At 36.7% G+C, this 25,645-nt stretch carries 33 protein-coding genes; 32 read left to right on the forward strand and 1 reads right to left on the reverse strand.

What is annotated here, in order from left to right; genetic code table 11:
* Window positions 1–23 precede the first annotated feature (23 nt).
* From ACZ41W_RS13760 to ACZ41W_RS13915, 32 genes are all read left to right on the forward strand, one after another.
* Window positions 24–779 carry a GNAT family N-acetyltransferase gene (locus ACZ41W_RS13760; protein WP_464312561.1) on the forward strand — a complete coding sequence of 252 codons (756 nt, stop codon included), beginning with the start codon at window positions 24–26 and terminating at the stop codon, window positions 777–779.
* Between the two features lie 48 nt (window positions 780–827).
* Window positions 828–1,424 (forward strand): flavodoxin family protein, encoded by a 597-nt coding sequence (locus tag ACZ41W_RS13765; protein ID WP_464312562.1) that lies wholly within the window; start codon window positions 828–830, stop codon window positions 1,422–1,424.
* A gap of 68 nt (window positions 1,425–1,492) precedes the next feature.
* Window positions 1,493–2,062, forward strand: a complete 570-nt coding sequence (locus ACZ41W_RS13770) for a P-loop nucleotide/nucleoside kinase family protein (protein ID WP_464312563.1) — start codon at window positions 1,493–1,495, stop codon at window positions 2,060–2,062.
* Window position 2,063: 1 nt separating this feature from the next.
* Window positions 2,064–2,600, forward strand: coding sequence for an SHOCT domain-containing protein (locus ACZ41W_RS13775; protein WP_464312564.1), 537 nt, complete (start codon window positions 2,064–2,066; stop codon window positions 2,598–2,600).
* 51 nt (window positions 2,601–2,651) lie between these two features.
* On the forward strand, window positions 2,652–2,963 hold the full coding sequence (locus tag ACZ41W_RS13780) for a hypothetical protein (RefSeq protein ID WP_464312565.1): 312 nt from the start codon (window positions 2,652–2,654) through the stop codon (window positions 2,961–2,963).
* Window positions 2,964–3,050: 87 nt separating this feature from the next.
* Window positions 3,051–3,908, forward strand: a complete 858-nt coding sequence (locus tag ACZ41W_RS13785; protein ID WP_464312566.1) for a nitroreductase family protein — start codon at window positions 3,051–3,053, stop codon at window positions 3,906–3,908.
* Window positions 3,895–4,527, forward strand: coding sequence for a hypothetical protein (locus ACZ41W_RS13790; protein ID WP_464312567.1), 633 nt, complete (start codon window positions 3,895–3,897; stop codon window positions 4,525–4,527). The genes ACZ41W_RS13785 and ACZ41W_RS13790 overlap by 14 nt, the downstream gene beginning before the upstream one ends.
* Window positions 4,528–4,553: 26 nt before the next feature.
* Window positions 4,554–6,359, forward strand: a complete 1,806-nt coding sequence (locus ACZ41W_RS13795) for a hypothetical protein (RefSeq protein ID WP_464312568.1) — start codon at window positions 4,554–4,556, stop codon at window positions 6,357–6,359.
* 49 nt (window positions 6,360–6,408) lie between these two features.
* Complete coding sequence (locus ACZ41W_RS13800) at window positions 6,409–6,768, forward strand: DUF3795 domain-containing protein (RefSeq protein WP_464312569.1); 360 nt, start codon at window positions 6,409–6,411, stop codon at window positions 6,766–6,768.
* Window positions 6,768–7,181 carry a hypothetical protein gene (locus tag ACZ41W_RS13805; RefSeq protein WP_464312570.1) on the forward strand — a complete coding sequence of 138 codons (414 nt, stop codon included), beginning with the start codon at window positions 6,768–6,770 and terminating at the stop codon, window positions 7,179–7,181. The genes ACZ41W_RS13800 and ACZ41W_RS13805 overlap by 1 nt, the downstream gene beginning before the upstream one ends.
* 39 nt (window positions 7,182–7,220) lie before the next feature.
* Window positions 7,221–7,637 (forward strand): iron chaperone, encoded by a 417-nt coding sequence (locus ACZ41W_RS13810; protein ID WP_464312571.1) that lies wholly within the window; start codon window positions 7,221–7,223, stop codon window positions 7,635–7,637.
* Window positions 7,638–7,662: 25 nt separating this feature from the next.
* Window positions 7,663–8,448 carry a GNAT family N-acetyltransferase gene (locus ACZ41W_RS13815; RefSeq protein WP_464312572.1) on the forward strand — a complete coding sequence of 262 codons (786 nt, stop codon included), beginning with the start codon at window positions 7,663–7,665 and terminating at the stop codon, window positions 8,446–8,448.
* A gap of 59 nt (window positions 8,449–8,507) precedes the next feature.
* Entirely contained in the window at window positions 8,508–8,918 is a 411-nt protein-coding gene (locus ACZ41W_RS13820) for a GrpB family protein (protein ID WP_464312573.1), read from the forward strand.
* A 49-nt stretch (window positions 8,919–8,967) separates the two neighbouring features.
* Window positions 8,968–9,432: a GNAT family N-acetyltransferase gene (locus tag ACZ41W_RS13825; protein WP_464312574.1), complete on the forward strand. Its 465-nt coding sequence runs from the start codon at window positions 8,968–8,970 to the stop codon at window positions 9,430–9,432.
* Between the two features lie 57 nt (window positions 9,433–9,489).
* Window positions 9,490–10,233: a serine aminopeptidase domain-containing protein gene (locus ACZ41W_RS13830; protein WP_464312575.1), complete on the forward strand. Its 744-nt coding sequence runs from the start codon at window positions 9,490–9,492 to the stop codon at window positions 10,231–10,233.
* Window positions 10,234–10,384: 151 nt separating this feature from the next.
* Window positions 10,385–11,311, forward strand: coding sequence for a class I SAM-dependent methyltransferase (locus ACZ41W_RS13835; RefSeq protein ID WP_464312576.1), 927 nt, complete (start codon window positions 10,385–10,387; stop codon window positions 11,309–11,311).
* A complete protein-coding gene (locus tag ACZ41W_RS13840) occupies window positions 11,308–12,291 on the forward strand; it encodes a phosphotransferase enzyme family protein (RefSeq protein WP_464312577.1) in 984 nt (327 codons plus the stop codon). The genes ACZ41W_RS13835 and ACZ41W_RS13840 overlap by 4 nt, the downstream gene beginning before the upstream one ends.
* A 52-nt stretch (window positions 12,292–12,343) precedes the next feature.
* Window positions 12,344–12,913 (forward strand): L-2-amino-thiazoline-4-carboxylic acid hydrolase, encoded by a 570-nt coding sequence (locus ACZ41W_RS13845; protein WP_464312578.1) that lies wholly within the window; start codon window positions 12,344–12,346, stop codon window positions 12,911–12,913.
* A gap of 30 nt (window positions 12,914–12,943) precedes the next feature.
* Window positions 12,944–13,477 carry a shikimate kinase gene (locus ACZ41W_RS13850; RefSeq protein ID WP_464312579.1) on the forward strand — a complete coding sequence of 178 codons (534 nt, stop codon included), beginning with the start codon at window positions 12,944–12,946 and terminating at the stop codon, window positions 13,475–13,477.
* A gap of 27 nt (window positions 13,478–13,504) precedes the next feature.
* Complete coding sequence (locus tag ACZ41W_RS13855; protein ID WP_464312580.1) at window positions 13,505–14,110, forward strand: non-canonical purine NTP pyrophosphatase; 606 nt, start codon at window positions 13,505–13,507, stop codon at window positions 14,108–14,110.
* Window positions 14,111–14,126: 16 nt separating this feature from the next.
* Window positions 14,127–14,693 (forward strand): hypothetical protein, encoded by a 567-nt coding sequence (locus ACZ41W_RS13860; protein ID WP_464312581.1) that lies wholly within the window; start codon window positions 14,127–14,129, stop codon window positions 14,691–14,693.
* Between the two features lie 33 nt (window positions 14,694–14,726).
* A complete protein-coding gene (locus ACZ41W_RS13865) occupies window positions 14,727–15,152 on the forward strand; it encodes a GNAT family N-acetyltransferase (RefSeq protein ID WP_464312582.1) in 426 nt (141 codons plus the stop codon).
* 10 nt (window positions 15,153–15,162) lie between these two features.
* Window positions 15,163–15,711 (forward strand): Type 1 glutamine amidotransferase-like domain-containing protein, encoded by a 549-nt coding sequence (locus tag ACZ41W_RS13870; RefSeq protein WP_464312583.1) that lies wholly within the window; start codon window positions 15,163–15,165, stop codon window positions 15,709–15,711.
* A gap of 116 nt (window positions 15,712–15,827) precedes the next feature.
* Window positions 15,828–16,439 (forward strand): GNAT family N-acetyltransferase, encoded by a 612-nt coding sequence (locus ACZ41W_RS13875; protein ID WP_464312584.1) that lies wholly within the window; start codon window positions 15,828–15,830, stop codon window positions 16,437–16,439.
* 91 nt (window positions 16,440–16,530) lie between these two features.
* Complete coding sequence (locus ACZ41W_RS13880; protein WP_464312585.1) at window positions 16,531–17,004, forward strand: pyridoxamine 5'-phosphate oxidase family protein; 474 nt, start codon at window positions 16,531–16,533, stop codon at window positions 17,002–17,004.
* A gap of 144 nt (window positions 17,005–17,148) precedes the next feature.
* A complete protein-coding gene (locus tag ACZ41W_RS13885; protein ID WP_464312586.1) occupies window positions 17,149–18,036 on the forward strand; it encodes an ABC transporter ATP-binding protein in 888 nt (295 codons plus the stop codon).
* Window position 18,037: 1 nt separating this feature from the next.
* Window positions 18,038–18,835, forward strand: coding sequence for an ABC transporter permease subunit (locus ACZ41W_RS13890; protein WP_464312587.1), 798 nt, complete (start codon window positions 18,038–18,040; stop codon window positions 18,833–18,835).
* A 9-nt stretch (window positions 18,836–18,844) separates the two neighbouring features.
* Window positions 18,845–19,645, forward strand: a complete 801-nt coding sequence (locus tag ACZ41W_RS13895) for an ABC transporter permease subunit (protein ID WP_464312588.1) — start codon at window positions 18,845–18,847, stop codon at window positions 19,643–19,645.
* 156 nt (window positions 19,646–19,801) lie between these two features.
* The gene (locus tag ACZ41W_RS13900) at window positions 19,802–20,674 is read left to right on the forward strand and encodes a hypothetical protein (protein ID WP_464312589.1); all 873 of its coding nucleotides are present in this window, start codon (window positions 19,802–19,804) and stop codon (window positions 20,672–20,674) included.
* Window positions 20,675–20,712: 38 nt separating this feature from the next.
* On the forward strand, window positions 20,713–21,159 hold the full coding sequence (locus tag ACZ41W_RS13905; RefSeq protein ID WP_464312590.1) for a GNAT family N-acetyltransferase: 447 nt from the start codon (window positions 20,713–20,715) through the stop codon (window positions 21,157–21,159).
* 16 nt (window positions 21,160–21,175) lie between these two features.
* Window positions 21,176–22,057, forward strand: coding sequence for a damage-control phosphatase ARMT1 family protein (locus ACZ41W_RS13910; RefSeq protein WP_464312591.1), 882 nt, complete (start codon window positions 21,176–21,178; stop codon window positions 22,055–22,057).
* Window positions 22,058–22,112: 55 nt separating this feature from the next.
* Window positions 22,113–23,138, forward strand: coding sequence for a hypothetical protein (locus ACZ41W_RS13915; protein ID WP_464312592.1), 1,026 nt, complete (start codon window positions 22,113–22,115; stop codon window positions 23,136–23,138).
* 363 nt (window positions 23,139–23,501) lie between these two features.
* Here the strand turns inward: ACZ41W_RS13915 and ACZ41W_RS13920 are convergent, their stop codons facing one another.
* Complete coding sequence (locus ACZ41W_RS13920; RefSeq protein WP_464312593.1) at window positions 23,502–25,619, reverse strand: diguanylate cyclase domain-containing protein; 2,118 nt, start codon at window positions 25,617–25,619, stop codon at window positions 23,502–23,504.
* Between the last annotated feature and the right edge of the window lie 26 nt (window positions 25,620–25,645).

Here is a 25,645-nt window from a genome sequence, read left to right on the forward strand (position 1 = left end):
TTACGGACAAAAAGGAGGACGAGATGTCCCTAAAAGATATCATTGAAGAAATGAAAACAATTTATGTAAACGATCCAACGACTCAACCCACTGCATTTTGGAAATTTTATAATTGGGTCAATCTCCCCAATTTGAATTGGACCCAAAATGAAGGCATTAGCTCATTTGTCCTAGGGAGTACGATGATTTGTCGCTATCCATATTATCATGGATATGATCAAGCCTGCGACGAATCACTTTCAGAATTGATATTTTCACATAAGCAATCACTCCCGGTGCATTGGCATGAAACTCAGTATTTTAAGCTTTATCATACTCACGAACAGGTACAGCATGCAAAATTACCAGATCCATTTGAGTTTCAGCTTGTAAATAAAAGCCAAGAGGGTGAAGTCGCGCAATTTATAAATGATAATTATGAACATATTCGCGTCAGCGAAGCACAAGTTCGTTCGTGGACAACGCATGATGTGTATGATAAGGCATTGTGGGTTTGGATTGTTGAAAAAAATACACAGAAGAAAGCAGCGTTAGGGATAGCGGAACGGGATCTAGCGATAAGCGAAGGCGCATTAGAGTGGATTCAAGTTGACTCGAACTTTAGAGGGAAAGGCTTAGGCAAAATTCTCGTAAATGAGTTGTTGCACCGATTGTCTCAAACGGTTAAATTTACTACGGTCTCTGGCGAAGTGGACAACAAAAGCAATCCAGAGAAGCTCTATAGAGCGTGCGGGTTTCAAGGTGATCGCATTTGGTATGTGTATAAAAAAAGGCAATAAAAAAAGAAAATAAAAATAACACAATAGAAAATAATACAAGAGGGACATATGAAATTATCGATACTTTTAGGAAATGTTCGAAATCATAGCAATACAGAGCTCGTGGTGGATCAATTTATCGAGGAGATTCACAAGTTCGGAATCGAGACAGATAAAATCGTCATCAAAGACTTAGACATTAAGCATTGCAGCGCTTGCTGGACGTGTCAAGATATCTTTGATCGACCTGGTTGCCCAAAGCAAGATGATATGGAGATTATATATTCAAGTGTATTGGCAGCGGATGGAATCATTTTTGCCAGCCCTATCTATTCTTGGTATTGTACACCACCGATGAAATCAGTGATGGATCGTTTGGTCTATGGCATGAACAAGTATTACGGAGAGACGGAAGGTCCCTGTCTTTGGGAACGGAAGCCATTAGGACTCATCACAACTTGCGGATATGACATTGAAGGTGGTGCAGGTGTCTATGAAGAGGGACTTAGACGCTATTCCAAGCATTCGAGATTGACGTACATGGGAAAATTAGCCATTCAAGATATTGAGGGAAAAGAACACTTTAAAAGTCCATCGTCGAAACAACTTATTGCCGAGTACGCGGAAAAAGTTGCCAAAGAGCTTGCAAAAAAACTTCCGTTATAGCTTGTTCATCTGCTTGATTGTGAATGTACAAAATAGAGTAAGAAAAAAATTCAACTTGAGGTGTCGAAATGAATTACTTAATTCAAATGGCAGGTTTCCCAGGTTCTGGGAAGTCAACATTAGCAAAGATATTGTCCAAGAAACTTCCTGCAATTGTCATTGATCGCGATATTATTAAGAATGCTATGATGCAAGTAGGGATTACACAAGATCCGTTGAATCAAGGATCGTATCAGGTCGTTTACGATTTGGCAGATTTCTATTTAAAACAGGAACTAAATGTCATCATTGATACACCTTGTTACTATGATGAGATCGTCATGAAAGGTATAGATATTTCAAATAGAAATAACGCGCAGTATAAATATATTGAATGTGTCGTTGAGTCATATGATCAGCTCATCAGCAGACTGAAAAGTCGTGAACATCTTGCGACACAAATTACACATGTGTCTGAGGAGCTTTATTATCGAGATTATAAAAAATCTGTGAAGCCCAAAAATGATCCCTATCTAACGGTGGATTCAACGGACTTAATGCGTCTTGATTTTGATGAAATTCTTGCTTATATTCAAGAGAATGCAAATAATGTCAAACAAAACAAAGTAATGTTAGAAAATAAAAAAAAGGAGATGTAGTATGAGAAGAACAAGGATTAAAGTGAGTAAAGAAGCATCAAGAATTCAATTTTTCGTAGGCATTGTATTTGTCATCTTAGGGATTGGGATGATCGTCATGTCGTTTTCGCCATCCACTTCATCTGGCTTTGGAATGTTTTCAGCGTTTAACGAAATCCAGTCTCGAAGCTCTCAAATAACTGGCATTTCAACTCCAATGTTTAACCCGTTTTCAATTTTTTCTATGATATTTAAGATTTTCCCGTTTATTTGGACTGCAATTGCTGCGTTTATGACATTTAATGCATATCAAGCTGGATTTAAGAATAATGGAATGGCCTATTATGACATTGAGACTGAAGATTACATGCCAGTGAAAGGGTCTTCAAGTCATGTAAACTCAAGTCATGTAAACTCAATTCAGAAAAGTTCATCGGAAAGCCATGATTCGGATTTTGAAGAAAAGCTCAGAAAAATAGAACGACTATACAGCGAAGGTTTGATTTCAAGCGTAGAATACCAAGCAAAACGTGACGAAGTGATGAAAGAACAGTGGTAATCAAACGGATTTAAGAGAGTTTTACACAGAATTAAGGAGGGCGAAATTACTATGACAAAAAATAAAAAAGTCATCGTCGTTTATATCGTGACAATTGCTTTAATGATACTCAATACGCCACTAATGAACGGCGCAACATTATTCGAAAAAGCAATGAATCCTCTGGGTATAACGTCCTTTTTCTCAAATGGAACGACAGGGATTTACTATCCATCGATTGGAATGTTACTCATCGGCCTCGCATTATGGCTATATCTGAGAAAACTTGTTCCAAATAGTAAGTATTCAAAAGATTATTTTTATTATTGTTTTGGCATCATAGTCATCCTTGCTGTGATAAAAAATTGGCTACAACTAGGGTGATCTGAGATTTTATAAGTGTGTTTGATTATCATTTTAAAGCGTGTTATCGTATCCTTGATGAGTGAAATAACCGTTAAGGAGATGCGCATGAAAGATTATTTGAAAGACGAGAATGATTCTGTAAAAATTTCTCATTTGGTTGAGGAAACAATATCAATGGATAATGCTTCATCTATGGATCTGACGATTTACTACGAGATGATGTTTAAGCGAAAGTCATTTAGGCAATTTAAATGCACTGAACCTTTGACCGAGGATGAGCTCAAACAAGTTTCAGATTATCTTCAAAACAATAGTGAACCCTTAGATAAAGCAAGTAAATTTGAAGTTCAAATTGTACCTCGTGAAGAAACAACCTGTAAACGCGGAGAGTACTGTATCTTGATTTACAGTCAGCACGACCCAATGAGTCTTTTAAATGTTGGCTTTGTATTTTCGCAGCTTGATTTATTTTTAAGTTCTATAAACATAGGCACTTGTTGGTATGGAATGGGACATCCAGTGAATGTAGCGAGGTATAATGACCTTCCATATACAATTATGATGGCGATTGGAAAAGCAACGGATTCTGAATTTAGAAAAAACATTCACAAAACGAAGAGAAAAGGTTATGATGAAATTACAACAGGAAGTATGGAAGTAGCGTTTATCGAGTATGTTCGATACTCGCCAAGCGCTTGTAATTCACAGCCTTGGCTGATTGAAGGGAACCTTGATGAATTTACAATCACGATGAATGCGAAAGAAAAAATGTTGATACCAAAAGACAAAATCAGCTTTTATAATACCATTGATTTGGGAATTTTCCTATGTTCCTGTGAACGTTGGCTAAGAAAAAATAACAGTCCTTATACACGTGACATCCTTGGTGACAATAAAGTATACCAAAGTGGCGATCGAGTCGCTCGGTATCGAAGCGGAGGGAATTTGAATGAATGGAGTTAATTTTTCTATCAGATCTTTATTTGAGTATATTTTTCCAGGTGCTGTGATCATCCTGTTCATTTTGTTACCCTATGTCGTGTTAGCTGATGGTGCATATGAAAATATCATTCAGGTCTTAACGATGTTAAATGGTTTATATACAGCATTACTCCTCATAACTATTTCGCTTATGGTAGGTGTATTAAGCATTTGGTGGTTTTATGCACTAAGAAGAATTGTAAATAAAATACTAAAAGACTTGAATCGTGAAAAGGCCATTCAAAAAATTAACCATTTTACAAAAGGTGAATTAACGATTACACCAGATGATTTTTATGTAATATGGACAAAGGTAAAAATGGAAGGAAATGAACAACTTCTAGAGTATCCGCTCCAAAACATTTATAATATGAATTTTACATCGAGAATCTTTGGTGGTTGTATCTATGGATTAATTTCGTTAGCTGTGGTTAGCATGGTTGTTAAAAATTTTAGCGTTGGACTATTGGTTTTTTATCTGGTCACAATGGCACTATCTGTGATTAGCTTTAGATATTATGAAAAGCTTTGGTGTGATTTTACTGCGTACAGTTATATTTCTATGAAATTAAAAGATTCTGAGCGGGCAAAAATGGAGTAAAAATCAAAAGTTGAGAGGTTGTTTTTATGAACAAAAAAGTCTTCATATTATGTTTGATTCTATTCACATTAATAAGTATCTTTTTTATGTCTGGATGTGCAAAACAGACATCATCTTCAACTCAAGAGTCTCCTACCGAAAAAGATCAGATAACTATGACAACAGAAATAAATTCGAATGATGAAGTTACAAGTTTAGAGATAAAAGAAATCACAATATCTGGCACAGAATATAGAACTTATAACGAAGGAACCCAGTTCGATGTATTTTGTGATAATGAATTTTCAGTTGAAATTAAGTTGAGTGAAAAAATTTCTGAAGAAACCTGTAAACAATATATGGACAAGTATTCTACTGAAAATTTTCGAATTGTCTTTAGAGAGGATTCAATTAGTGTTTATGTTCAAAGTGTAGAAGCTGGAGATGAGTATTCAATTAACTTAGACGCATCTCTTATAAGTACCTTGGGACATTCCGTAAAAAATCCAATAAGTATTATTTTTAATGTAGAAGATATTATCAAAGTTGACTATATTCCACATTATGACAATGGATGTACTGATTATTTTGATCCTGCTTTCCTTGGTATGGGTTATGAGTATACCATGGTTACTCCAGATGAACTTGAACTTAAATTCTCAAGTTCAGTGAATCGCATAAAAGTTGAAAATGCGATAAAAAGATGTATTTCTTCCGATTTGGCATTATATAAAACACGTTGGAATAATAATAGTTTATTCTTAGATTTTGATAAGATTATATGCGACAAACTACATATTAATATAAATGACTTTTTGGATAAAGATGATCAAAAATTTGAAAGCGAAATCAATTTGATTTTCACACCACCTACAACGATTTATAGTTATGATATGATAACGGGTGCAATTAACAAAGAGTATGAATTTGGTAATGAGATTTGTGATGTATTGAGAAACGACTACTATGGGAAGTATTTGTTGGCAACGGATGAAGATCATTCTTACGTGCTAAACTTGGAAACAAAAAACATAAAGCCAATACCACCTTATGTTCACGTACAATCATATTTAGGAATGAGTGATTTTGAAGCTGAAATTGTATGGTTAAATGAGAGTACAATTCTTTATTATGAACCTGATCGAAAAACTTTTAGTACTTATGATTTTGACACCGACTTAGTAAAGACATGTTTTCAAGTTGAACGCACCATACATTACTATAGTGTTTCACCAAATGGTGAATATATTGCAGTTGCTATTTCTGACGAAAAAGCCGTTTATAGCGAAAAGCCAGATTTAGAAATAAAAGTGTACACTTTGGATGGGCTTTTAGTCTATGAAACAGGAAAATTATTAAATGAAGACCATATTTATTTGATGGGTGGACTTACATTCAATATAAATTTAGACTGGTATGATTCGGAAATACTACTATATGATTTAGGTGATGAAGAGGGGAATACTTCAATCGTTGCAACCAATGTATTATCAGGAGAAACTGAAACGCGTATTCAGTCTGGGCACCTCATTCAAACGGAGCAAGGTGTCATGTTTACTCAGGATTTGATTCATCAGCGATATGGAAGAAAAGTTTCATTTAATTATAATAATAGTACTCAAAAACTGAATAATGTACGTCTGTGTAATATTGTTGATAGTGAGCATATTTTTATAAAACGGTATCAAAGTGAAACAAGCTATGAATTGGATCCAAAAATTTATCTTTATAATTATGAGACAAACCAAGTCAAGGATATTGGTTTAAATGCTGAAAGAGTTATTGGATATTCTTTGGAAAATAAAAAGATCTATTTTCTTTCCAATTCGTATCATTTTATAATATATATGTAACATTACAATAAATACATCTGAAGATGGTTATATACCTAAGGAGGAAATGATGGACGCTAAAATTGCATTTTGTGGACTAAACTGTGAAACTTGTATCGTCAAAGTAACCATTGCAAATGAAGGAGATGCAGGTCTTGAGAGACTGGCTAAAGAATGGAGCACGCCTGACACTATCATTGAAGGAAAAGATCTGTATTGCAATACGTATTGTACCAGTACAGAGGGAATTTTACCGAGTTACTGTAAAACATGTGAAATGAGAAATTGTGCGCTTGAAAAAAATGTGAGTAACTGTGGCGTATGCGAAAGTTATCCATGTGCACATATTGAAAAAAGAATTCCTGCAGAAACAGAACTTAGAACGGTTCTGGATGATATTCGTTCAAAACATTTAGCGGGGGAGATGTAATGGAAAAGCAGTCGATTCAATTGTTTATGGAAACTTTATATAATCGAATCTCATTTGAATCGGGGAGTGAACCGCAATTTAAACGGCTAAAAGAGCTCTTTCATGAAGAGGCGGTTTTAGTAGAATATTTAGACGCCAATCAGCGGTCATATACCAAAAAAAACATTCATGAACACGTTCAAGAAATGATGCATACATTTGAAGTGTATCCCGAAATAAAAGCAGCTGGTTTTTATGAGTATGAAATCAACAATGAAATATATGCGAGCGGTCCAATTGCTTGTGTCATCAGCCGGTATTCAAAGACTTTTACGTTTCAGAATACCCAGCGTACTTCGGAAGGAACCAATGTACTTCAAATTGCAAACTTGGATGGTCAACTGAAAATTTTGAGTTTGAGTTGGTATGAATAGGTGGAATGTAACGTTTAAACATCTTATCGGAGGTGTCCTATGAAAAGTTCGAAAGACCATGAGAATGACGAGAAATCATTGAAGCAATCATCAAATCAATCATCAAATCAATCCAGTGGAATTGATGCTTATATATCATCATTTCCAACAGATATACAGGCTAGATTACATGCTGTGAGGGCAGCGATTCGAGAAGCTGCACCAGAAGCAAGCGAAAAGATAAGTTACCAAATGCCGACATTTTATCTCAATGGAAACTTAGTGCATTTCGCTGCGATGAAACATCATATTGGATTTTATCCTTCACCAAGTGGAATTGACGCATTTTCAGAACAGCTTAAACCATATAAAAGTTCAAAGGGAGCCGTTCAATTTGCATACACTGAAGACATTCCATATGAGTTGATTAAGGAAATCGTACGGTATCGCGTACAGGAAAATCTAGCAAAAAAATAATGCATTGAAGGAATTGGGAAACGTGATGAAAAATGACGGAAACATGCTGAAAAAAGTTGATAATATCAACCAATATGCTTCTATGTTTCAGATCTACACACATAATATTCCGGTTATATATTCGTCATTGGAAGGTCAATATAAAGGGTTATTATATGTGGATGATGAAGCACATCCAGAGGTTGCGATTTTATTTACGCCATTTGGCTTTCATTTTGTAGCTGGAAATGTAGATGCAAATCAGGTGGTTGAGAAGATAGAAACTTGTATTTTCAAACAGTATTTAGTTCAATCAGGGGAGAATGAAGCAATTGTCTTTTGTCCGACAGAGGCGTGGAACCATGTTTTAGACAGGGTTTTCTCTAAACACAGCAAAATTGTGGATGGCCGGAAATGTTTTAGTCTAAATAAAGAAAAATTTCATGCTATTTACCAGCGAACAGGAGATTTGGAACCATTAAAGCAAGAAGTTGTTATATCTGAGCTCATCAGCGAAAGCGCCAATGAGTCACAAATTGAGTATCCTGTGTGTCAGATTGTAAAGAAGGAACATCGTGTAAGTTGGTGTGCTGCGTGTATGATTGGAAAAGGCCATGCAGAAATAGATATATTTACAGATGAAAATGAACGTGGAAAAGGGTATGCTAAAATGACTGCTATGCGGCTCATAAAAGAATTATTGGATAGAGGGATAGAACCAGACTGGTGTACGTGGCCCTATCGAACGGAATCGGAAAAGCTGGCAGTTTCATTGGGATATGAGTTAAAAGAAGTGGTTCCAGCGCATATTTGGATAAAAGAAGCGCAATAAGTAGGATGTAGTAGCGGTATGAAGCGCGATTGACTAGAAGTAGTGCAGTTAAAGGTCTTATGTCAAAAAAAATTGTAGACATATTGCTTGAAGTTCACGAGAGTCAATATCTACAGGAAATAGCGGATCGATTAGTTCCACTTGGATGGACGATTATGTCAAAGAGTCAAGGCGACCACCCGCAGATTTCTTTAAACAAAGGGTACACAGAACAAGGTTATGCTGAAAGAGTTTATCATCTTCATATGAGAATCAAAGGGGATTGGTCAGAACTTTATTTTAGAGATTATCTAATGGAACATGAGTCGGTCTCTAAGGAGTATGAAGCTTTAAAACTTGAACTCGCTAAAATGTATAAGAATGACAGAGATGAATATACTCAGCAAAAAACGGAATTTGTTAAGACGTATTCAAGTTTAGCAAAAGACGTTTATCAAAATCGATATATGCCAGACAGCTCGAATGATTGATAGGAATAATCGTTGAAACGGAAATGTAAATCACATTAAGGGAGCATAAATGACACAAATTATTGAAGTAAAAGATGAAAATAAAAAATCTGACCTCACTGCGAGAATTCTAATGGATTTGCCAGAATGGTTTGGAGATGAGACAGGACGACAATCTTATATAAAAGGTGTTAGCGACACGCTCGTCTTTGAAGCAAGGGTTGATGGTGTATCAGTAGGAATGATGAGTATCGAAATACTCAATGCGGATACCGCTGAAGTCTATGTAATGGGGATTTTAAAAGAGTATCATAGACAGCGAATTGGAAGCGAACTTCTTGACGCTGTTAAACCAAGACTTAAGGAGATGAATCTGAAATTACTCATGGTAAAAACACTTGGTGAATCGGATGATTATGAGTTTTACAAACGAACGAGAGCATTTTATAAAAATGAGGGATTTTACTCATTGGTTGAGCTCGAAGAAATCTGGGGAAAAGACAATCCCTGTTTGTTTATGGTGCAGCCTTTGTAAGGAGAATTTTAATTGATTTAAATACACAGACAAAGACACAGACCGAGGAGAAATGACATGATCATTAAGGAATTTGGAAAAAAAGAAGGCCCTGTTTTATTGTTGATTCACGGCGGTGGATTGGGTTGGTGGTCGTTAAAAAAGCAAATTGCCTTACTTGAAAAAGAGTATTGTATTAAAGCTGTTGTGATTGACGGTCATGGTGAAGCTTATCAACAAGAATTTAGCAGTATTGAAGACACAGCGAATCAAATTTTAGATTACATAAAATCGAATCAAATCACTTCCATTCACGGAATTTGTGGCCTTTCAATTGGCGCTCAAATTGTTGTAGAACTCTTAACCTTAAGTCCAGAACTTTCGGAGAATTGGTTAATTGAAAGTGCTCTTGTGATTCCTTTTGGTAAAATGAATGATTGGATGATGTGGATGTTACCTATGGTGTACCCATTAGTTAAAAAAAGATGGTATGCCAAGCTACAAGCAAAAACATTATGTATAGCGGATGAGGATTTCGAACAATATTATGAAGACAGCAGTAAAATGTCTTTGAATTCCTTAAAAGCAATTACCATGAGTAATGGAAGTTATGCTCTGAAACAGAATTCTCTTAGTACATCAAAGAATGTATGGATCTGCGTTGGAGGAAAAGAACCTAAAGTGATGATAAAATCCGCTAATCTTTTAAATCAGTCCATCCCCAATAGCCATCTCGAAATTTTTAATGGCTATAAACATGGTGAGCTCAGTCTAAAAAATCCAGAGCAGTATGTTGAGATCATACGAAAATTTCAGTCTTGAAATGATCAATAGACATAAAAAAAGTTGCACATTCATGTGCAACTGATTTTTTTTTTCACTTTTACCTCCTTATATTACCATAAAATACCAAAAAAATCAAGTCTTGTAGACGTTTTCAGGGCGTGATAATTAATATAGAGAGGTGATGAGAATGAATCAAAAAACAAACAAAAATATGACCGCACTAATCAGTGCTTTTTCACGGGCATATCACACAAAAGAAAATAAAGAGACGATTTACCAAGATCACTATGCTGAAAAACTTTTAACCGCAGAAGAATATGCACAAATTTCGTTTCATATGTCGCAGGGCATTGGATTTTTCAATCCGCAGTTTAATGGAACTGAAAAGGAAGCTCTGAAGTGGATTGTTAATCATCAATTATCGCCAAGTCCATTAGGACGTGCGAAGTATACTGAAGAAATCTTAAAGCAAGCAGTAAGCTCAGGAAGTACGCAGTACATTCTGCTTGGATCAGGATATGATACATTTGCCTGCAATCAGTATGACTGGATGTCACCACTTACGATTTTTGAGCTTGATCGAGAAGATCTTTTGAAAGACAAAGAGCAAAGACTCTTAAACGCAGGTATTTCGTCATCTGCACACTTTGTACCTGTAGATTTTGAAGCAGATGACTGGATGGATAAATTGATCCATCATCCGCATTTCAATTTGAAAGCGGACAGCGTATTGAGTCTTTTAGGGGTTTCATATTATTTGAAAGAAGAAGACTTTGTGCGATTATTACAGACGATTGCAACTTCCGTTAAAGGTGAAATGAGACTGATTTTCGACTATCCAGATGAAAATACCTATTCTGAGAATGCCGATGAGCGCACAAAAAAACAATTACTCATGACAAGTGCCGCAGGTGAAAAGATGCTCTCATGCTATTCGCTTTCAGAAATGGAACACTTACTTCATGCGAGTGGTTTTGAAGTAGTCGAACAATTGACACCCGATAGGATTATGGACACGCTATTTAAACATTATAATGACATACATTCAACCGAGCCGATAATGGCATTTAACACGGTTAATTATTGTCATGCATGGAAAAGAGGATCACTATGACAGAAGACGAAATACTTGAGTTTTTAACCCATTACTTCGATGAAGTTGAAGCATTTAAATATGTTGGTGGATTTAAAAATCATGTCTATTCATTTATAGGTTCGGGAGGCGCATATATTTTGAGGCTAACCCCTCCCGAACACCGATATCATTTGGAGATTGAGCAGGAAGTAGAATGGATTCGATATTTACATAATCATGGAGTGAACTTATCCATGCCCGTTCAATCGGTTAATGGAAATGATGTGGAAACGTTTATTTGGAATCAGAAGCCATATACTGCTGTGGTGTTTGCCATGGCGCTCGGTGAGAAGATGACTTACCCAGAGTACTTGGGAAATGAAGCGGTGTTTGAGGCACTTGGCAAGATCACGGGAAAAATGCACAAAGTAACGCAGTCATTTCAACCACAGTTAGGAAAGCGATTCGAACATTTGGACCAACGATACTTAGAGGGCTTGAATAAAAAGATTCCATCCAATCAACCGTATCTAAAAGAAGCTTTAGACAAGCTCGTCTATGAAATCGAGCAACTGGATAAAGAGCGCGATGGGTTTGGATTAATTCATGGTGACATCAATATTGGGAATTTTCATCGTCATCAATATGGCATCACACTTTTTGATTTCGATGAATGTCATTATAGTTGGTACGTTGAAGACATCGCCATTCAGTTATACTATACTGTATATGTGATGTTAGACGACAATATTCCCGATCGAATGCGCATGGCCAATACGTTTATGCATGCCTTTATGAAGGGCTATTTGCAAGAACATGCTTTGGATTTAAAGTGGCTCAAGTGTATTCCGTTATTTCTGAAGCTAAGAGAATTGATTGTTCAGATTGGTCTCTATCATTCTTGGGATTTTACACAACTCGGTTCATGGCAATCGAATTACTACGAACAGAGCAAAGTTAGAATTATGAGCGGACAAGCGATTGTCAATGATCATAATGCATGGTACGTAAATGTATAAGATAAGATAAATAAGCAAGTCATTCGATTTTTTAAGGAAAGGATGCATTTATATGTCAATTACACAGCTTCAATCGAATCAATTTGATTATTTGCATGAGTTTCATAAAGAAAGAACACAGTCAATTCTAGAGGATTTGTGTCATAAATTTGGAGACGCCATCCTCGATGTTGCAAGTCAACAGAAAATCGATCGATATGGTCTCTATGAATGGCATACCCTAAGATATGTCGAGTTCCTTGAAAATTTAAAATCACACTATGGTCAAGAAATCATCGATCAGATTGTAGCGAAGCAAATGGAAAAAGAAGAAGAAAGTGGACGTGCATGCGCAGCAAAGTGGAATCATGAATTTCGAAGTCTCGTCGAACATTTTACAGGTGGAGATTCGACTCGAGTGGTTGAAGAAACGGACGAATATGTCATGATAATAACCGACGAATGTTATGCTGGAAGAATTGCATATAGACATTCAAAAGAGGCGTTGCTATATCCCCATCACTGCGGATTAGATCAAGCTTTTGTTAAGGGATTTAACGAGAAAATAGCTTTAGAGATTCCACAGACGATTTTGCAAGGAGCTGACTATTGCTTGCATAAAATATGGAAAATCAAGCTGTGAGAAGAAATACAATCAAATTTGGAGGACATAATGGACAAGACAATTATTTTAATAGGACCAGTAGGCGTTGGAAAATCTACAGTAGGACAACTTTTATCCGATAAGTTGGGAATTCCACAAGCGAGTTTAGATGACGAAAGATGGCAGATATATTCTGAAATTGGTTACGATTTTGAAGTGGCAGATCAACTGATGGAAAATGAAGGGTTTTTAGGCATTTATCGCTATTGGAAACCGTTTGAAGCGTATTCTGTTAAGAAGGTATTAGAAAAATATCCTCATCATATCCACGATTTTGGTGCGGGGCAATCCGTCTATGAAGATGAACAACTTTTTCAACAGGTTAGTGATTTGTTAGAACCCTATCCGCACGTCGTTTTATTGATGCCAACAGAAGATAGAAATGAGTCCCTAGAAATACTGAAAAAGCGAAATGAATTCCCATTCAACGATTTATTTGTTCTCAATGAATCCAATTATAAGTTGGCGAAATGCACCGTGTACACTGAAGGCAAAACACCTGAACAAACCTGTGATGAAATCATCGCAAAACTTAGAGGATAAAAACAACTTTCTACTAAAGGAATATTTATGAAGCTCATATATGGAACTTTCAATCCTGCAAAATTTAATAGTATGGTTCAAATGACTGAAGGCTTAGGCATTGAACTGACCTCGTTAAATGAAATAAAGGGTGTGTTAATTGAATCAGAAGAAAACGGAGCTGATCCGCTGAGCAATGCTCAGGAAAAGGCATTAAACTACTACCGTCAGCTCAAACAACCTGTTTTTTCGTGTGATTCGGGTCTTTATTTTAAAGAAGTTGAAGCGTATGAACAACCCGGTGTGAAAATTCGGCGCGTGGGAGAACAAAGGTTAAATGACCAAGAGATGATGCAGCATTACATGAAGTTAGCAGAAAAGTACGAGGGGAAATTGACTGCGTTCTATAAAAATGCAATCTGTTTAATCCTTGATGAAAACACGATCGTGAGTTATGACGGTGAACGACTAGAGTCTGAACCTTTTTATCTAGTCAATCAAGCGCATTCTAAGGTGATTGAAGGGTTTCCACTGGATTCACTTTCTGTACACATCAAAAGTGGAAAATATTATTATGACATAGAAGAAACTGAACAAGAAGATGAAGGCATAAAAGAGGGCATTCAGTACTTTTTTAAACAAGTGCTTTTATGAGCCAAATGAGGGGAAAATGAAGAAAAATATTATTATTGCAGGAACTGCAAGAGCTGGAAAAAGTACACTTGCATCCATGATTTCAAAAACATATGGTTATCAACATCTTGCGATGGACGCCTTGATTGAAGGATTTGAAGATTTATTTCCCGAAATGAATATCGATACGCACAAGCATGGTTTAGAGCATATTAGTCGAAAAATCGCACCATTTATCAACTCGATGATTAAAAGTGGAGAATACGATAAGTTTGATTACGGTCTAGTGATTGATGTCTGTCAGCTTATGCCAGAGGATTATCTCGCGTGTATCGATCAAGAATTAACGTCAATTTACTACTTAATTTCTGATTGTGAAACTGGGGAAGAACGACTTGAAATATTAAAGGCATTTGATACAGAAAAAGAGTATACCTTTCATAAATCAGAAGAAAAAAAACGCGCACTTTGCGAAGAATTGGTGGAAGACAGCAGACTCTTTAAAGTCAAATGTCAAGAGCATGACTTGCCTTACTATGACACTTTATATCGTCGGAACGAGGTATTCGAGTCGATTCTAAAGGATATAAAAAATACGATATGATGATAGAATTGAATGTAGACGAAAGGATAAACGATGAAATATACCACATATACACAAAATCAGTTTGAATTATTAGTACACTTACTGAATCAATATAAAATTGAAATTGGTGAAAGCCATTTTAGTGAAGCAGAAATTGAACGACTTAAAGTTGCCATAGAAGCACAACAAATTGAATTTTTTTTAGCAACAGAAGATGATCAAATGATAGCCTGTTGTTCGTTATCCAAGTGTTTTTCGACATATAACTGTAGTGAAATGGCAATCTTTGAAGATTTTTTTGTAGATAAAAAATTTAGAGGAAAAGGCGTCGCAAGAAATTTAGTACAATATTCACTCCATACCGCTCGAGAGAGCGGCATTAAGTCCATTTGGGTCGGGTGTTGTGATGAAGATTTACAGATGTATCAATCCCTTGGATTTGATATCAAACTAGGAAACTTATTAGCGACTATATAGGAGACTCACCATGAAACAGCTCATATTAACATCAGCCGGATTTGACAACAAAGCTATTGAACACAAATTTATAGAAATGGTAGGACTTCCCGTACATGAAATTAAGGTCGTGTTTATACCGACAGCTGCTATCACAGACGAGCAAAAATCCATTATACCACTATGTAAAAACGATTTGTTAAATGCGGGAATTCTCGATTCAAACATCGAAACTGTAGAAATAGATACCTTTCTAAAGGCAGAGCAGCTTTTGGCGGTTCATGCAATTTATGTCTGTGGAGGGAGCACTCAGTATTTACTCAAGCAGATGCACAAAGCAGGATTTAAAAGTCAACTGGATGTATTTTTAGACGCTGGTGGAGTCTATATCGGTGTAAGTGCTGGAAGCATTGCTTTAGCAGGCAATTCGGAGGCACATTTAAACTATCTTGGTTGTCCATTAAAAGTGCATTCGAAAGAAGCTTTCATCAAGATGGAAGATGAAATGTTCACAGAAATCCATTTGACAGACAATCAAGCGGTTCTAGTGATTGAAGATGTAGTTTCTGTAATAGAATAACTCGATTTTTCAGGAGCGATCACATTTGATATAATTATATTTAGATTTAATTATACTTAGTTAAAATTATATTTAGTTGAAATTATGTTCATAAAGAGGAATATTTTGGAGGCATTATGAATAAGGATAATAGAGAACCAATTGATGAAGTGTCCCGAAGTGCGCCTGAGACGACGGATCATAACAAGTTGAAACCGTCATTTAAAGCACTACTTACAGAGTACTTAAAGGTGCAGCACCTAACCGTTGGTGACAATGAGCCAAATGACATATTGAAACTTTACCAGACAAATGAAAGTTATGCAAAGGTGTCGAATCATTATCCAGTCACAATGGAGCACGTGATCCGCGATATTGAGGAACGTCCACCGGCAACGGATCGCAGTCAGAAGCACTATCTCAGTATATATGATCAGAGCGAACAACTCATCGCTGTAATCGATGTCATCGAATGTTTTAGTTATCAAGGCCTCAATAAAGAAAAAACCTCTTGGATTGGCTTGCTTGAAGTGGATCAAAGTAGACATCAAACGGGAATCGGACGAAAACTTACACATGCGATTGAGTGGGTTTGTATACAAAGGGGACAAACGGATTTACAGCTGGGCGTGATTAGAGACAATCAAGCAGCGCTTAAGTTCTGGACAAACGTTGGGTTTGAGGTGTTTGAAGAAAAGAAAACAGATGAGTATGACCTGGTGTTGATGAAAAAAAATCTCAGCAAATAACCAAACAAAATAGTCCATCACAGAAAGAAAAATAGCAAATTACAAATTTCAAATTACAAATTACAAATGGTGTGAACAGAAGGAGGCAACTATGAATCGATTTGAAGAAGGTTTAAAAATTATCGAAGAAAGATGTGGAAATTATAAAGACAATTTGATTTCACTTGCGACCATTGATTTAGAAAGAGGTGCTGATGGGAAGCCGCGTCCTTGTGTGAGAGATTTAGATGCTTATTATGAAGACGGTGTATTTTACATAACCACATGGGGAAGCTCACCGAAAATGAAGCAAATTGCCGACAATTCTGAGGTTGCATTTTCTGTTTGTTCTCAGTGGTTTTCTGGCCAAGGCGTTGCTGAAAATCTCGGCTGGGTATTGGCACCTCAAAATGCCGAGATTCGCCTCAAACTCAGAAAAACATTTGAAGCATGGTATGATGAAGCCAACAATGAACAAGATGAAAACTGCTGTATTTTGAGTATTAAGATCACATCGGCTACGGTCATTAAAGATCATGGACGCGAAAGATATCAGATGGACTTTGTCAATCGCATCGCTGAATAAACATATATCACTATAATTATAAACATCGACACCAACACAAACGTTAACATAAACACATGAAATGAACATCTACTGGAAAAATGACGACGAATCTGTTTTTTAGGGTATGAATGCTAACAGAATTGAAGATTTTGAGGAGGTATTATGAACAATATCATCGAAATTAAACAGTTGACCAAGTATTATGGAAAAGCCCGAGGCATCATCGACGTGAGTTTTGACGTTAAAGAAGGGGAAATTTTCGGTTTCATTGGACCAAATGGCGCAGGCAAGTCTACGACCATCCGGACACTTTTATCCCTTATTTATCCAACCAGTGGAAGTGCGACGATTTTTGGCAAGGATTGCATAAAAGAAGGTCACATTATTCGAAAAGATATCGGATATTTACCTTCAGAGGTGTTCTATTATGACAACATGAAAGTTCTCGACTTGCTCAATTATTCAGCGTCATTTTACGGAAAAACAGATAAAAAAAGACTTCAGTATCTTGCAGATGTCATGGATCTTGACTTAACGCGAAAAATTGAAGATTTGAGTTATGGGAATAAAAAGAAAGTGGGTATCGTACAAGGCTTACTTCATAGTCCTAAGCTTATTATCCTCGATGAACCAACCAGTGGACTGGACCCACTTATGCAGCAAAAGTTTTTTGATCTCATTTTAGAGGAAAATAAAAAAGGTGCGACGGTTCTTATGTCGTCACATATTTTACCAGAGGTGCAAAAGCTTTGTAGTCGTGTTGCAATCATCAAAGAGGGTCGTATCATTCGAATGGAAGAAATCGCATCCATGCGACAAACGACTTATAAAAAAATTAAACTGGAATTTGAAAACACGGTACCTGAGAAAATCAATAGTCTTGAGGGCATTAACAATTTAATGGTGCAGCACAATACGGCGACATTTTTATTTAAAGGCAACATCAATCAAGTGATTGAGACCTTGTATAAAGAACCTTTACTGAACGCAACGATTGAAGAACCAGATTTAGAGGAGATCTTCATGCATTATTACAGTAAGGAGCAATGATATGAATATAGTGAAGCTTGAAATTAAAATGGCAATGCGTTCATTGATCAGTTATACCATTAGCATCATTGCGGTTTTTTCCATTTTTTTATTCTTCTTTGATTCCTTTAAAGAAGGGGCTGAATTGATGGATACGCTTTTAAAAAACTTTCCACCAGAGTTTAAAGCTGCATTTGGCTTTTCCGATGTGAACTTATCAGAATTTAATGGCTATATGAGTTTTTTGTTTAGCTATGTGGTTTTAATCGGTGCAGTATATGCGATGAAACTAGGCGTTTCTGTGCTATCTGAAGAAGAACGTGTAAAAACTTCGGATTTTCTAATCTCAAAACCAGTTAAACGGTATCAAATCGTCAATGCAAAATTTGCCAGTGTGATGATCCTCATCGTTCTTCAAAATATCGTGTCCATACTGGTTATGTGGATTCTATCATCAAGTTTTATTCAAGAAGAGTTTAGCGCAGTAGTATTCTTTTTGATGAGTGGCTCCATGTTTTTAGTGCAGTTATTTTTTATAGGCGTAGGACTGCTTTTATCCGTGGTTCTGAGAAAACTCAAAAATGTCATGCCGATTACACTGGGTGTGGTCTTTGTGTTTTTTATCATTGAACTGGTGAATCAGTCGTTAATGGATGCAAAAATTGCTTATTTAACCCCGTTTGCCTATTATAAAGGGAGTTATATCATTGCAAATCACGCGTATCCGCTGAAATATGTTGTCGTCAATCTCCTCGTTTTTTTTGTGCTCACTGCTTGTTCATACGTGGTGTATCACAAAAAAGACGTTCATTCGGTCTAGGAGGTGTGTATGAATATATTACGTCGAGAATTACGTGCAAACTTAAAATCACTGATCATTTGGTCAGCTGTAATGGCGGCACTGATTTACATGGGAATGATCAAGTACTCTGCTTTTGAAAAAACAGGTGGTGCAGTGAACTCATTTTTTGATCAAATGCCTGCACCGCTTTTAACCGTACTTGGCATTGTTCCAGGAACAGATTTAACCACGGTCGCCGTGTTTTATAGTATTTTTTTCTTGTATTTTTCTCTTCTTGCTGCTGTACATGCCACCATGTTAGGGGCACTGATCATCTCAAAAGAAGAACGCGATAAAACCGCAGACTTTTTATTTGTAAAACCAATCACACGTCATCATGCCATACTTATAAAAGTCATTGCGGCGATGATTCAAGTGACGATTCTCAATATCGTGACATTTGTCTTTTCGTTAGTCTCAACTGCGCCATATAACGATGGAAGTTCACTTGCAAAGCCGATTTTCTATGTGATGATTGGACTTTATCTGATTCAGCTGTTCTTTCTTGGAACGGGCTTGCTTTTGGGTGCAGTGGCTAGACGTTCAAAAGAAGGCACTGCCATCGGTTCAGCAATTATACTTGGAACGTTTATCCTCAAAGTCATCATTGATTTGAAAAAGGACTTAGATTGGCTAGATATTTTGACTCCGTTTCGATATTTTCAGTCTAATGATTTGATGTTCAAACAACATATCGCATGGGAATATGCCTTTTTAACTGTTGGCATTGTGGCGATTACCATTACATTGACATTCTATTTCTTTAAAAAGAGAGATTTGAGAAGTTAGATTCGAGAAGTTAGATTCGATAACCGATTGCTCCATAAGGAGTAGTCGGTTTTTTAATGAAACCTTAATGAAAATGTATCATTCAGTACACTATAAATGATAGTATAATAACAGAGTAAGCATACATATAAAAGACGGAGTTTATTGGAGGAGCAAATGGAAAAGAAGAGAATAGAGGTGCGATTTGATGAACTCATTTCAACACTCACATCAGGTCATGGCATACGAGCAGTGGATATCGTTGAAGAGATGATTCAAGACTATCCTTCAGAACGAGCAGATACGTTGTTTTGGGGTGCAAGTATCTATGCGCTTATTGGCTATGGTGTTAAAGCGGGAGATATGATAGCTACCGCGCTTTCAGAAGACATTTGGTGGGATCCTGAACTCATTGAAAATGAACAGGATTTTGATCTTGTAAAAGAAAATCCATATTTTATTCGTGCATTTGAAGCGATGAAAACCGTTGCAGTTGAAAAGATGAATAAGACCAAGAGCATGCACAAAATCATACAGAATTCTGAATCAAAGGAAGCTATTTTAAATTTACATTGGCGCAACGATTCGGTAGAGAGATACCATCAATACTTCAAATCCTTTTATGAAAAACATCATTTAAATGCCATCTTTGTTCAATCCTCTAAAGCTGAAAGTAGCAAAGGGTTTTCTTGGACGACCTATGAACACGCACTTGCCGATATACAAAATGAACTCAGTCAGTTTTCTGGGAAAATTACAAAGGTGTGTGGTACATCGCAGGGGGGACGGATCGCGCTTCGTTATGCCATTGAGCATTCCGTTGACTATTTAGGAATTATGCCTGCGATTCAAACAACGGAGATGGAGCTGAATTTAAACATTCGTTATCAATTTATCATAGGCGATCAAGATGCATTTTATCCGCGTGTAACGGAACTGCATCAGAAGATATTGGCACTAGGTGGGCGGTCAGAACTCGTTGTGATGAAGGAGATCAGTCATTATTTTCCTGATGATTTTGAACAGTATTGTGAGCTGTTAAAGGCATAAAAATTAGGTAGTAGTCTAAATAAATAGAGGTGAATAGGATGGAAGCTATAACGCGTGTGATTCCCATGGATTTATCTATGATTGAGGATGCTGTGGATCTTTTCATGGAAACTTTTTCAAAAGAGCCATGGAATGATGTTTATGAGTCAAAGGATCAAGTAAAACGTTTTTTTGAAAACCATTTCAAAAATAATTATTTTATGGGATATGTTCTGATGCATGAAGAAAACATGTGTGGCATATGTTTGGGAATGAAAAAACCTTGGATACACGGTTTGGAATATTATATTGACGAGTACTGTATTCACTATGCTCATCAAGGAAAAGGCCTTGGAAGTATTTTTTTAAAGGGAATTGAGGAAGATATTAAGCAATCTGGATTAAATGGAATCATCCTCAATACGGAAAAAACGATGCCATCTTATGACTTTTATGTGAAAAATGGTTTTAAAGAGCTAGATGGGTTGATTGTACTGGGAAAATAAACATGGAGGTTGATCGTTGAAATTAGATTTAAACTGTATCAACTGCAATATTAAGCAGCTGATTAAAATGACGGATTTATTTGAGGTCAGCAGAGAAAAAAGGGAAATGATGATGCGAGAGGTGTTGGATTATCTTAGTCATGCAGATTATGATAAGTGCAATCCCGAGATTATGGCAGGGACTTGGGAGATTATCACGAGACATCTACAAAACCCCAACCCTTACTTTGAAATAAAAAATCATTATAATACAGAAGTATTAAAAATGTCGAACTGGATTGAAACGCTTATCACGAACAGTGAACAACCGTTTTACACCGCGCTTAAAATCGCTATTGTAGGGAATCTCATCGATTTTTCTGCAAGTCACACTTTTGACCTTCAGCTTTTAGAAAGTCAGATTAAACAAGCCGAACAGATGACCTTAGCAGTGGATGATAGTCACAAGCTCTATGATAAGCTGAGAAATGCACAGTCGCTTTTGTACCTTGGTGATAATTGTGGTGAGATTTGTTTAGATAAACTGCTGATGAGGGTTATTCGCATAGAATTTCCACACTTAAAACTCTACTATGGTGTGAGGGGCAAGACTATTATTAATGACGTGACAATTGAAGATGCAACAAATGTCGGGATGGACGAAGTTGCAACGGTGATTGATAATGGAGATGGTTCGTTAGGAACGGTCATGAGTCGTGTGAGTGACACTTTCAAAGAAATTTTTTATCAATCAGATGTCGTGATTGCGAAAGGACAAGGAAATTTTGAAAGTTTGAGCGAAATTGATCGAAGTCATGTATTTCACCTATTTATGGCAAAGTGCGAACCTGTTGCAACGGTACTAGGCGTTAAAAATCTCTCGATTTTATGCATTGAAAATACGTCTAAAACTCGTTGATAGGCTTTGTTTTGAGGATTGAACATTTATTAAATTAGAAGGAGCTTTTACAAGCATGATAACAAACGGCACAACAAACGGCACAACAGACCGCACAACAGACCGCACAATAACTGAAAGCATGACAAATGACTTCATCTATAATGAACTTCGTTTGCTTGGGGTAGATTCCCCAGAGACCTATGATGTTTTTAAAATCAGGGATAAGGATGGGATTTATTTATATCGAATCGCCAATGGCAATCAATCCTACGTTCATAAAACATTTCTCAATGATGCCTATAAAAGAGAGATTCGCAACTACCAAATGCTTATAGAACTTGGTGTGCCGACACTTCAAGTGATTGAAATGACGGATCAATCCATTTTAATGGAAGATGTAGAGGTAAGTAAGTCCCATCGATTGGGCGTAAAAGAGGATTTGTCAAATCCACAAGTGGCTAAAGCCTTGGCAAGTTGGTATAAGACGCTGCACCAGGCAGGAGAGAATTATGTCAAACGATGCGGCGGTGATCTGTACAGTGAACTTGAAGTCATTACAGAAGAGCGCATCCGAGAAATCATGATCCTTTCTAAAACGGAAGAAAATGAGGTTTGGGCAGAACTCATTGAGGCGCTTCCTAGAATCATGGAGCAAGTCAATCAATGCGGGCAGACGATAACCTATAATGATTTTTATTGGACCAATTTTAGCGTTAAAAAAGATGAATCCGAAGCGCTCATGTTCGACTATAACTTGCTAGGAAAGGGTTTTCGGTACAATGACATTCGAAATGTATGTGCATCTTTATCGATAGAAGCAGCTGAAGTTTTTTTAGCTGAATATGGCGCTTATGATGAAATAGAAAAATGGATAGATGATTGTCTATCCATTTTGGTGAACTTAATATTTGCCTATGAACGACCAGAATTTCCCGATTGGGGAATGGATTCCTTAGAAGCCATCAGCGACGGCAGATTGAAAGAGTCACTAAGACTTTTAAATTCAATGAGTAACGTTTCAACGGCTGCAATCGTCGCAGCAATTGAGGCCGATTTAAAATCATCTCTTCCAAGCCAGTCGTTTCCCTCGAGGACATAAAGATCTTCAAGTTGTTTTTCAAGGTTGAGTATGCCTTGCTGGATATCTCCAGAGTACTGAGTTTTCAAACTATCATAAATCATGTCGTAGACACGTAAGTACTTTTCATCTACAGCTTCATCAAAAAACATAGGTGTCCTCCATTTCTTGTATACAATATACCACTTGAAATGGACTTTTTTTTGACCAAATTGTAAAAGATATTTTAACCTATGGATTTCTAGTATACCATATGTTATTTAAGATGGATTTTCTGCTAAATTGTAAAAGATATTTAAACCTATGATTTTTCTAAGATACAGCATATTATAAAACAATGACTCTATCACTTCCAATTGAAACGGAAGAGATAGAGTCATTTTATTAAAAGTATTCACTTACAATATATGAACCCTTATTATGTCTTTTAGCTTCGTAGAGTGCTTCATCTGCATAATGCAATAATTCATCATATGTGAGTTCTGAATTTTCAATCCACATAAGACCTGCAGAGATGGTAACGGGCTTTCGTGTGCCATCTGGGAATTCTAATAGGTGACTATTGAGAGTGTCAAAAAAGGCATCTACAGTTTTGATGAGTGATTCTTTCGAATCGTAATGATGTAGCAGTAAAACAAATTCATCTCCTGATCGTCGTCCTAAGACTTTGTGTTCTTGATCTGCGATACTGTCTAAACGTTCTACTGCCTTGAGAATATAGGAGTCTCCCCATTTATGACCATAAGTGTCATTGATCAATTTTAAGTTATCCAAATCAAACATTAAAAGGGCAGCCGTTTCATCATTTTGATTATTTTGTAGATCAAATTGCCACTGAAAGCCTTTTCTATTGAGGAGTTTCGTAAGTGGGTCGAGATCTCGATCCCGTCTAATGGCAAGTTTATCTAAAATTTCATCTGTGACATCCATGACGACGCCAATAATCAAATCCTCAGAGATGGTGACATTAAGACGTACCCATCTTTCAGGTGTCGTTGGGATGCGGTAAACATGTTCTTCTTCGGGTTCAGGTTCGATAAAAGTTGTTTCAAGCAAATTCTGAAAAGCCTTTTTTTCGGTATAGGCTTCAGGTTCAAAATCACTTACCCCTAATATCGCATAAAACTGATCAGTTACAAAAACCGTTCCAGTTTGCTGATTCAATTCAAATGCGCCAATTGGAAGTGCTACAATCTCGATGATTCGCGACAACCGCGAAGCAGAATCCAGCATGGCTTTATTGGCGGTTTCAATTGCTTGAGAAAGCGCATCGAGTTCATTTAATCCTGTTCTACCAAGATGAAGAATACTATTTTTATCTGATGCTTTTACCACTTTTGCTAAATGTGTAATTGGTTTTGACATTTGAAAACTGATAATAATACCGCCTATCGCGCCTAGTATAATGGATACAAGTAAAGAGAGCATTAAGATTTGCTGTATGCGTGTGACATAATTTAAAAGATAATCTTCTCGCATGAGTCCGACGAGATACCATTCTTCATTTTCAAAAGGGGTATTGAGCTGATAAAGCCCCACTTTTTCAACACACGCATAAATGGTCTCTTTCCCCAAATGATTTTCTAGCTCATAAATCATGCGATTGACATCCACAGGCCTGAGTTCTAATGCACTTGAGTCTTGAATCATCCTCTTTTGGAGTGCCCCTTCTGTGACAATAGGCGTTAATGCATCCGATTCAGAGTCTCTAAAGGCGATTAAATAGCCAAGAGAATCTTTTGGTTGCAAGTCACTCGCAGGGAAAAAGTCTGTGAAATAATTGAGCGTGACCTCTATTCCAATGATGCCTTTTAATTGATTTGAAGCGTCAAATAGTGGCATTGAGTAAGTAATGATGGGCAAATCATTTTCGGTTAATCGAAATGGGCGACTCCAATATCCAAGGAGTTCAGACTTACTTGAAAGTGAAGCTGAGGTAAAGGGATTCAAAAAGAACGCTTGATTGTCTTCGTTTAATTTGAGTTGATATTGCCAGGTCTGATCCAGCGGAATTTTATATTCTTTTGCTAAATCCGATGATCCGGCAACCATATAGATATCATCATCACTATAAATATTGGAGAGCGGATCATAGTCTCGAATATAAAGAGACGGATAGCGTTGCGTCTGAATCGATGAATCGTTGTTGAGTATAATGTAAGCACCTGTCACTTGCGTGGTTCTCAGCATGTCAATTAGGTGATCCATTGTACCTCTTAAAACTAGGTCATAATCTTGTGAATCACCAGAAATACTTTTTTCAATTGTATTGACATAAGGTTCGAGATTGGTCCACTTATTTTTCATCTCACGTTGAACAAACTCGTTGCGATTATGAACAGTATCATAGAAAGATTGATAGGCTTTTTGTTGTGCTTCTTTGAAAACGCCACCGACGATCAGTGTGCCTGCTAAAAACACGGTTTGCAAAATGATCATTATAAATACAAGGATTGTGAGTCGTGAAACAATAGATTTTGGTCGCCAAATGGATTTTATCATCGTGATTTCCTTCGATTTTATTATAA

Source organism: Fusibacter fontis (assembly GCF_055378735.1).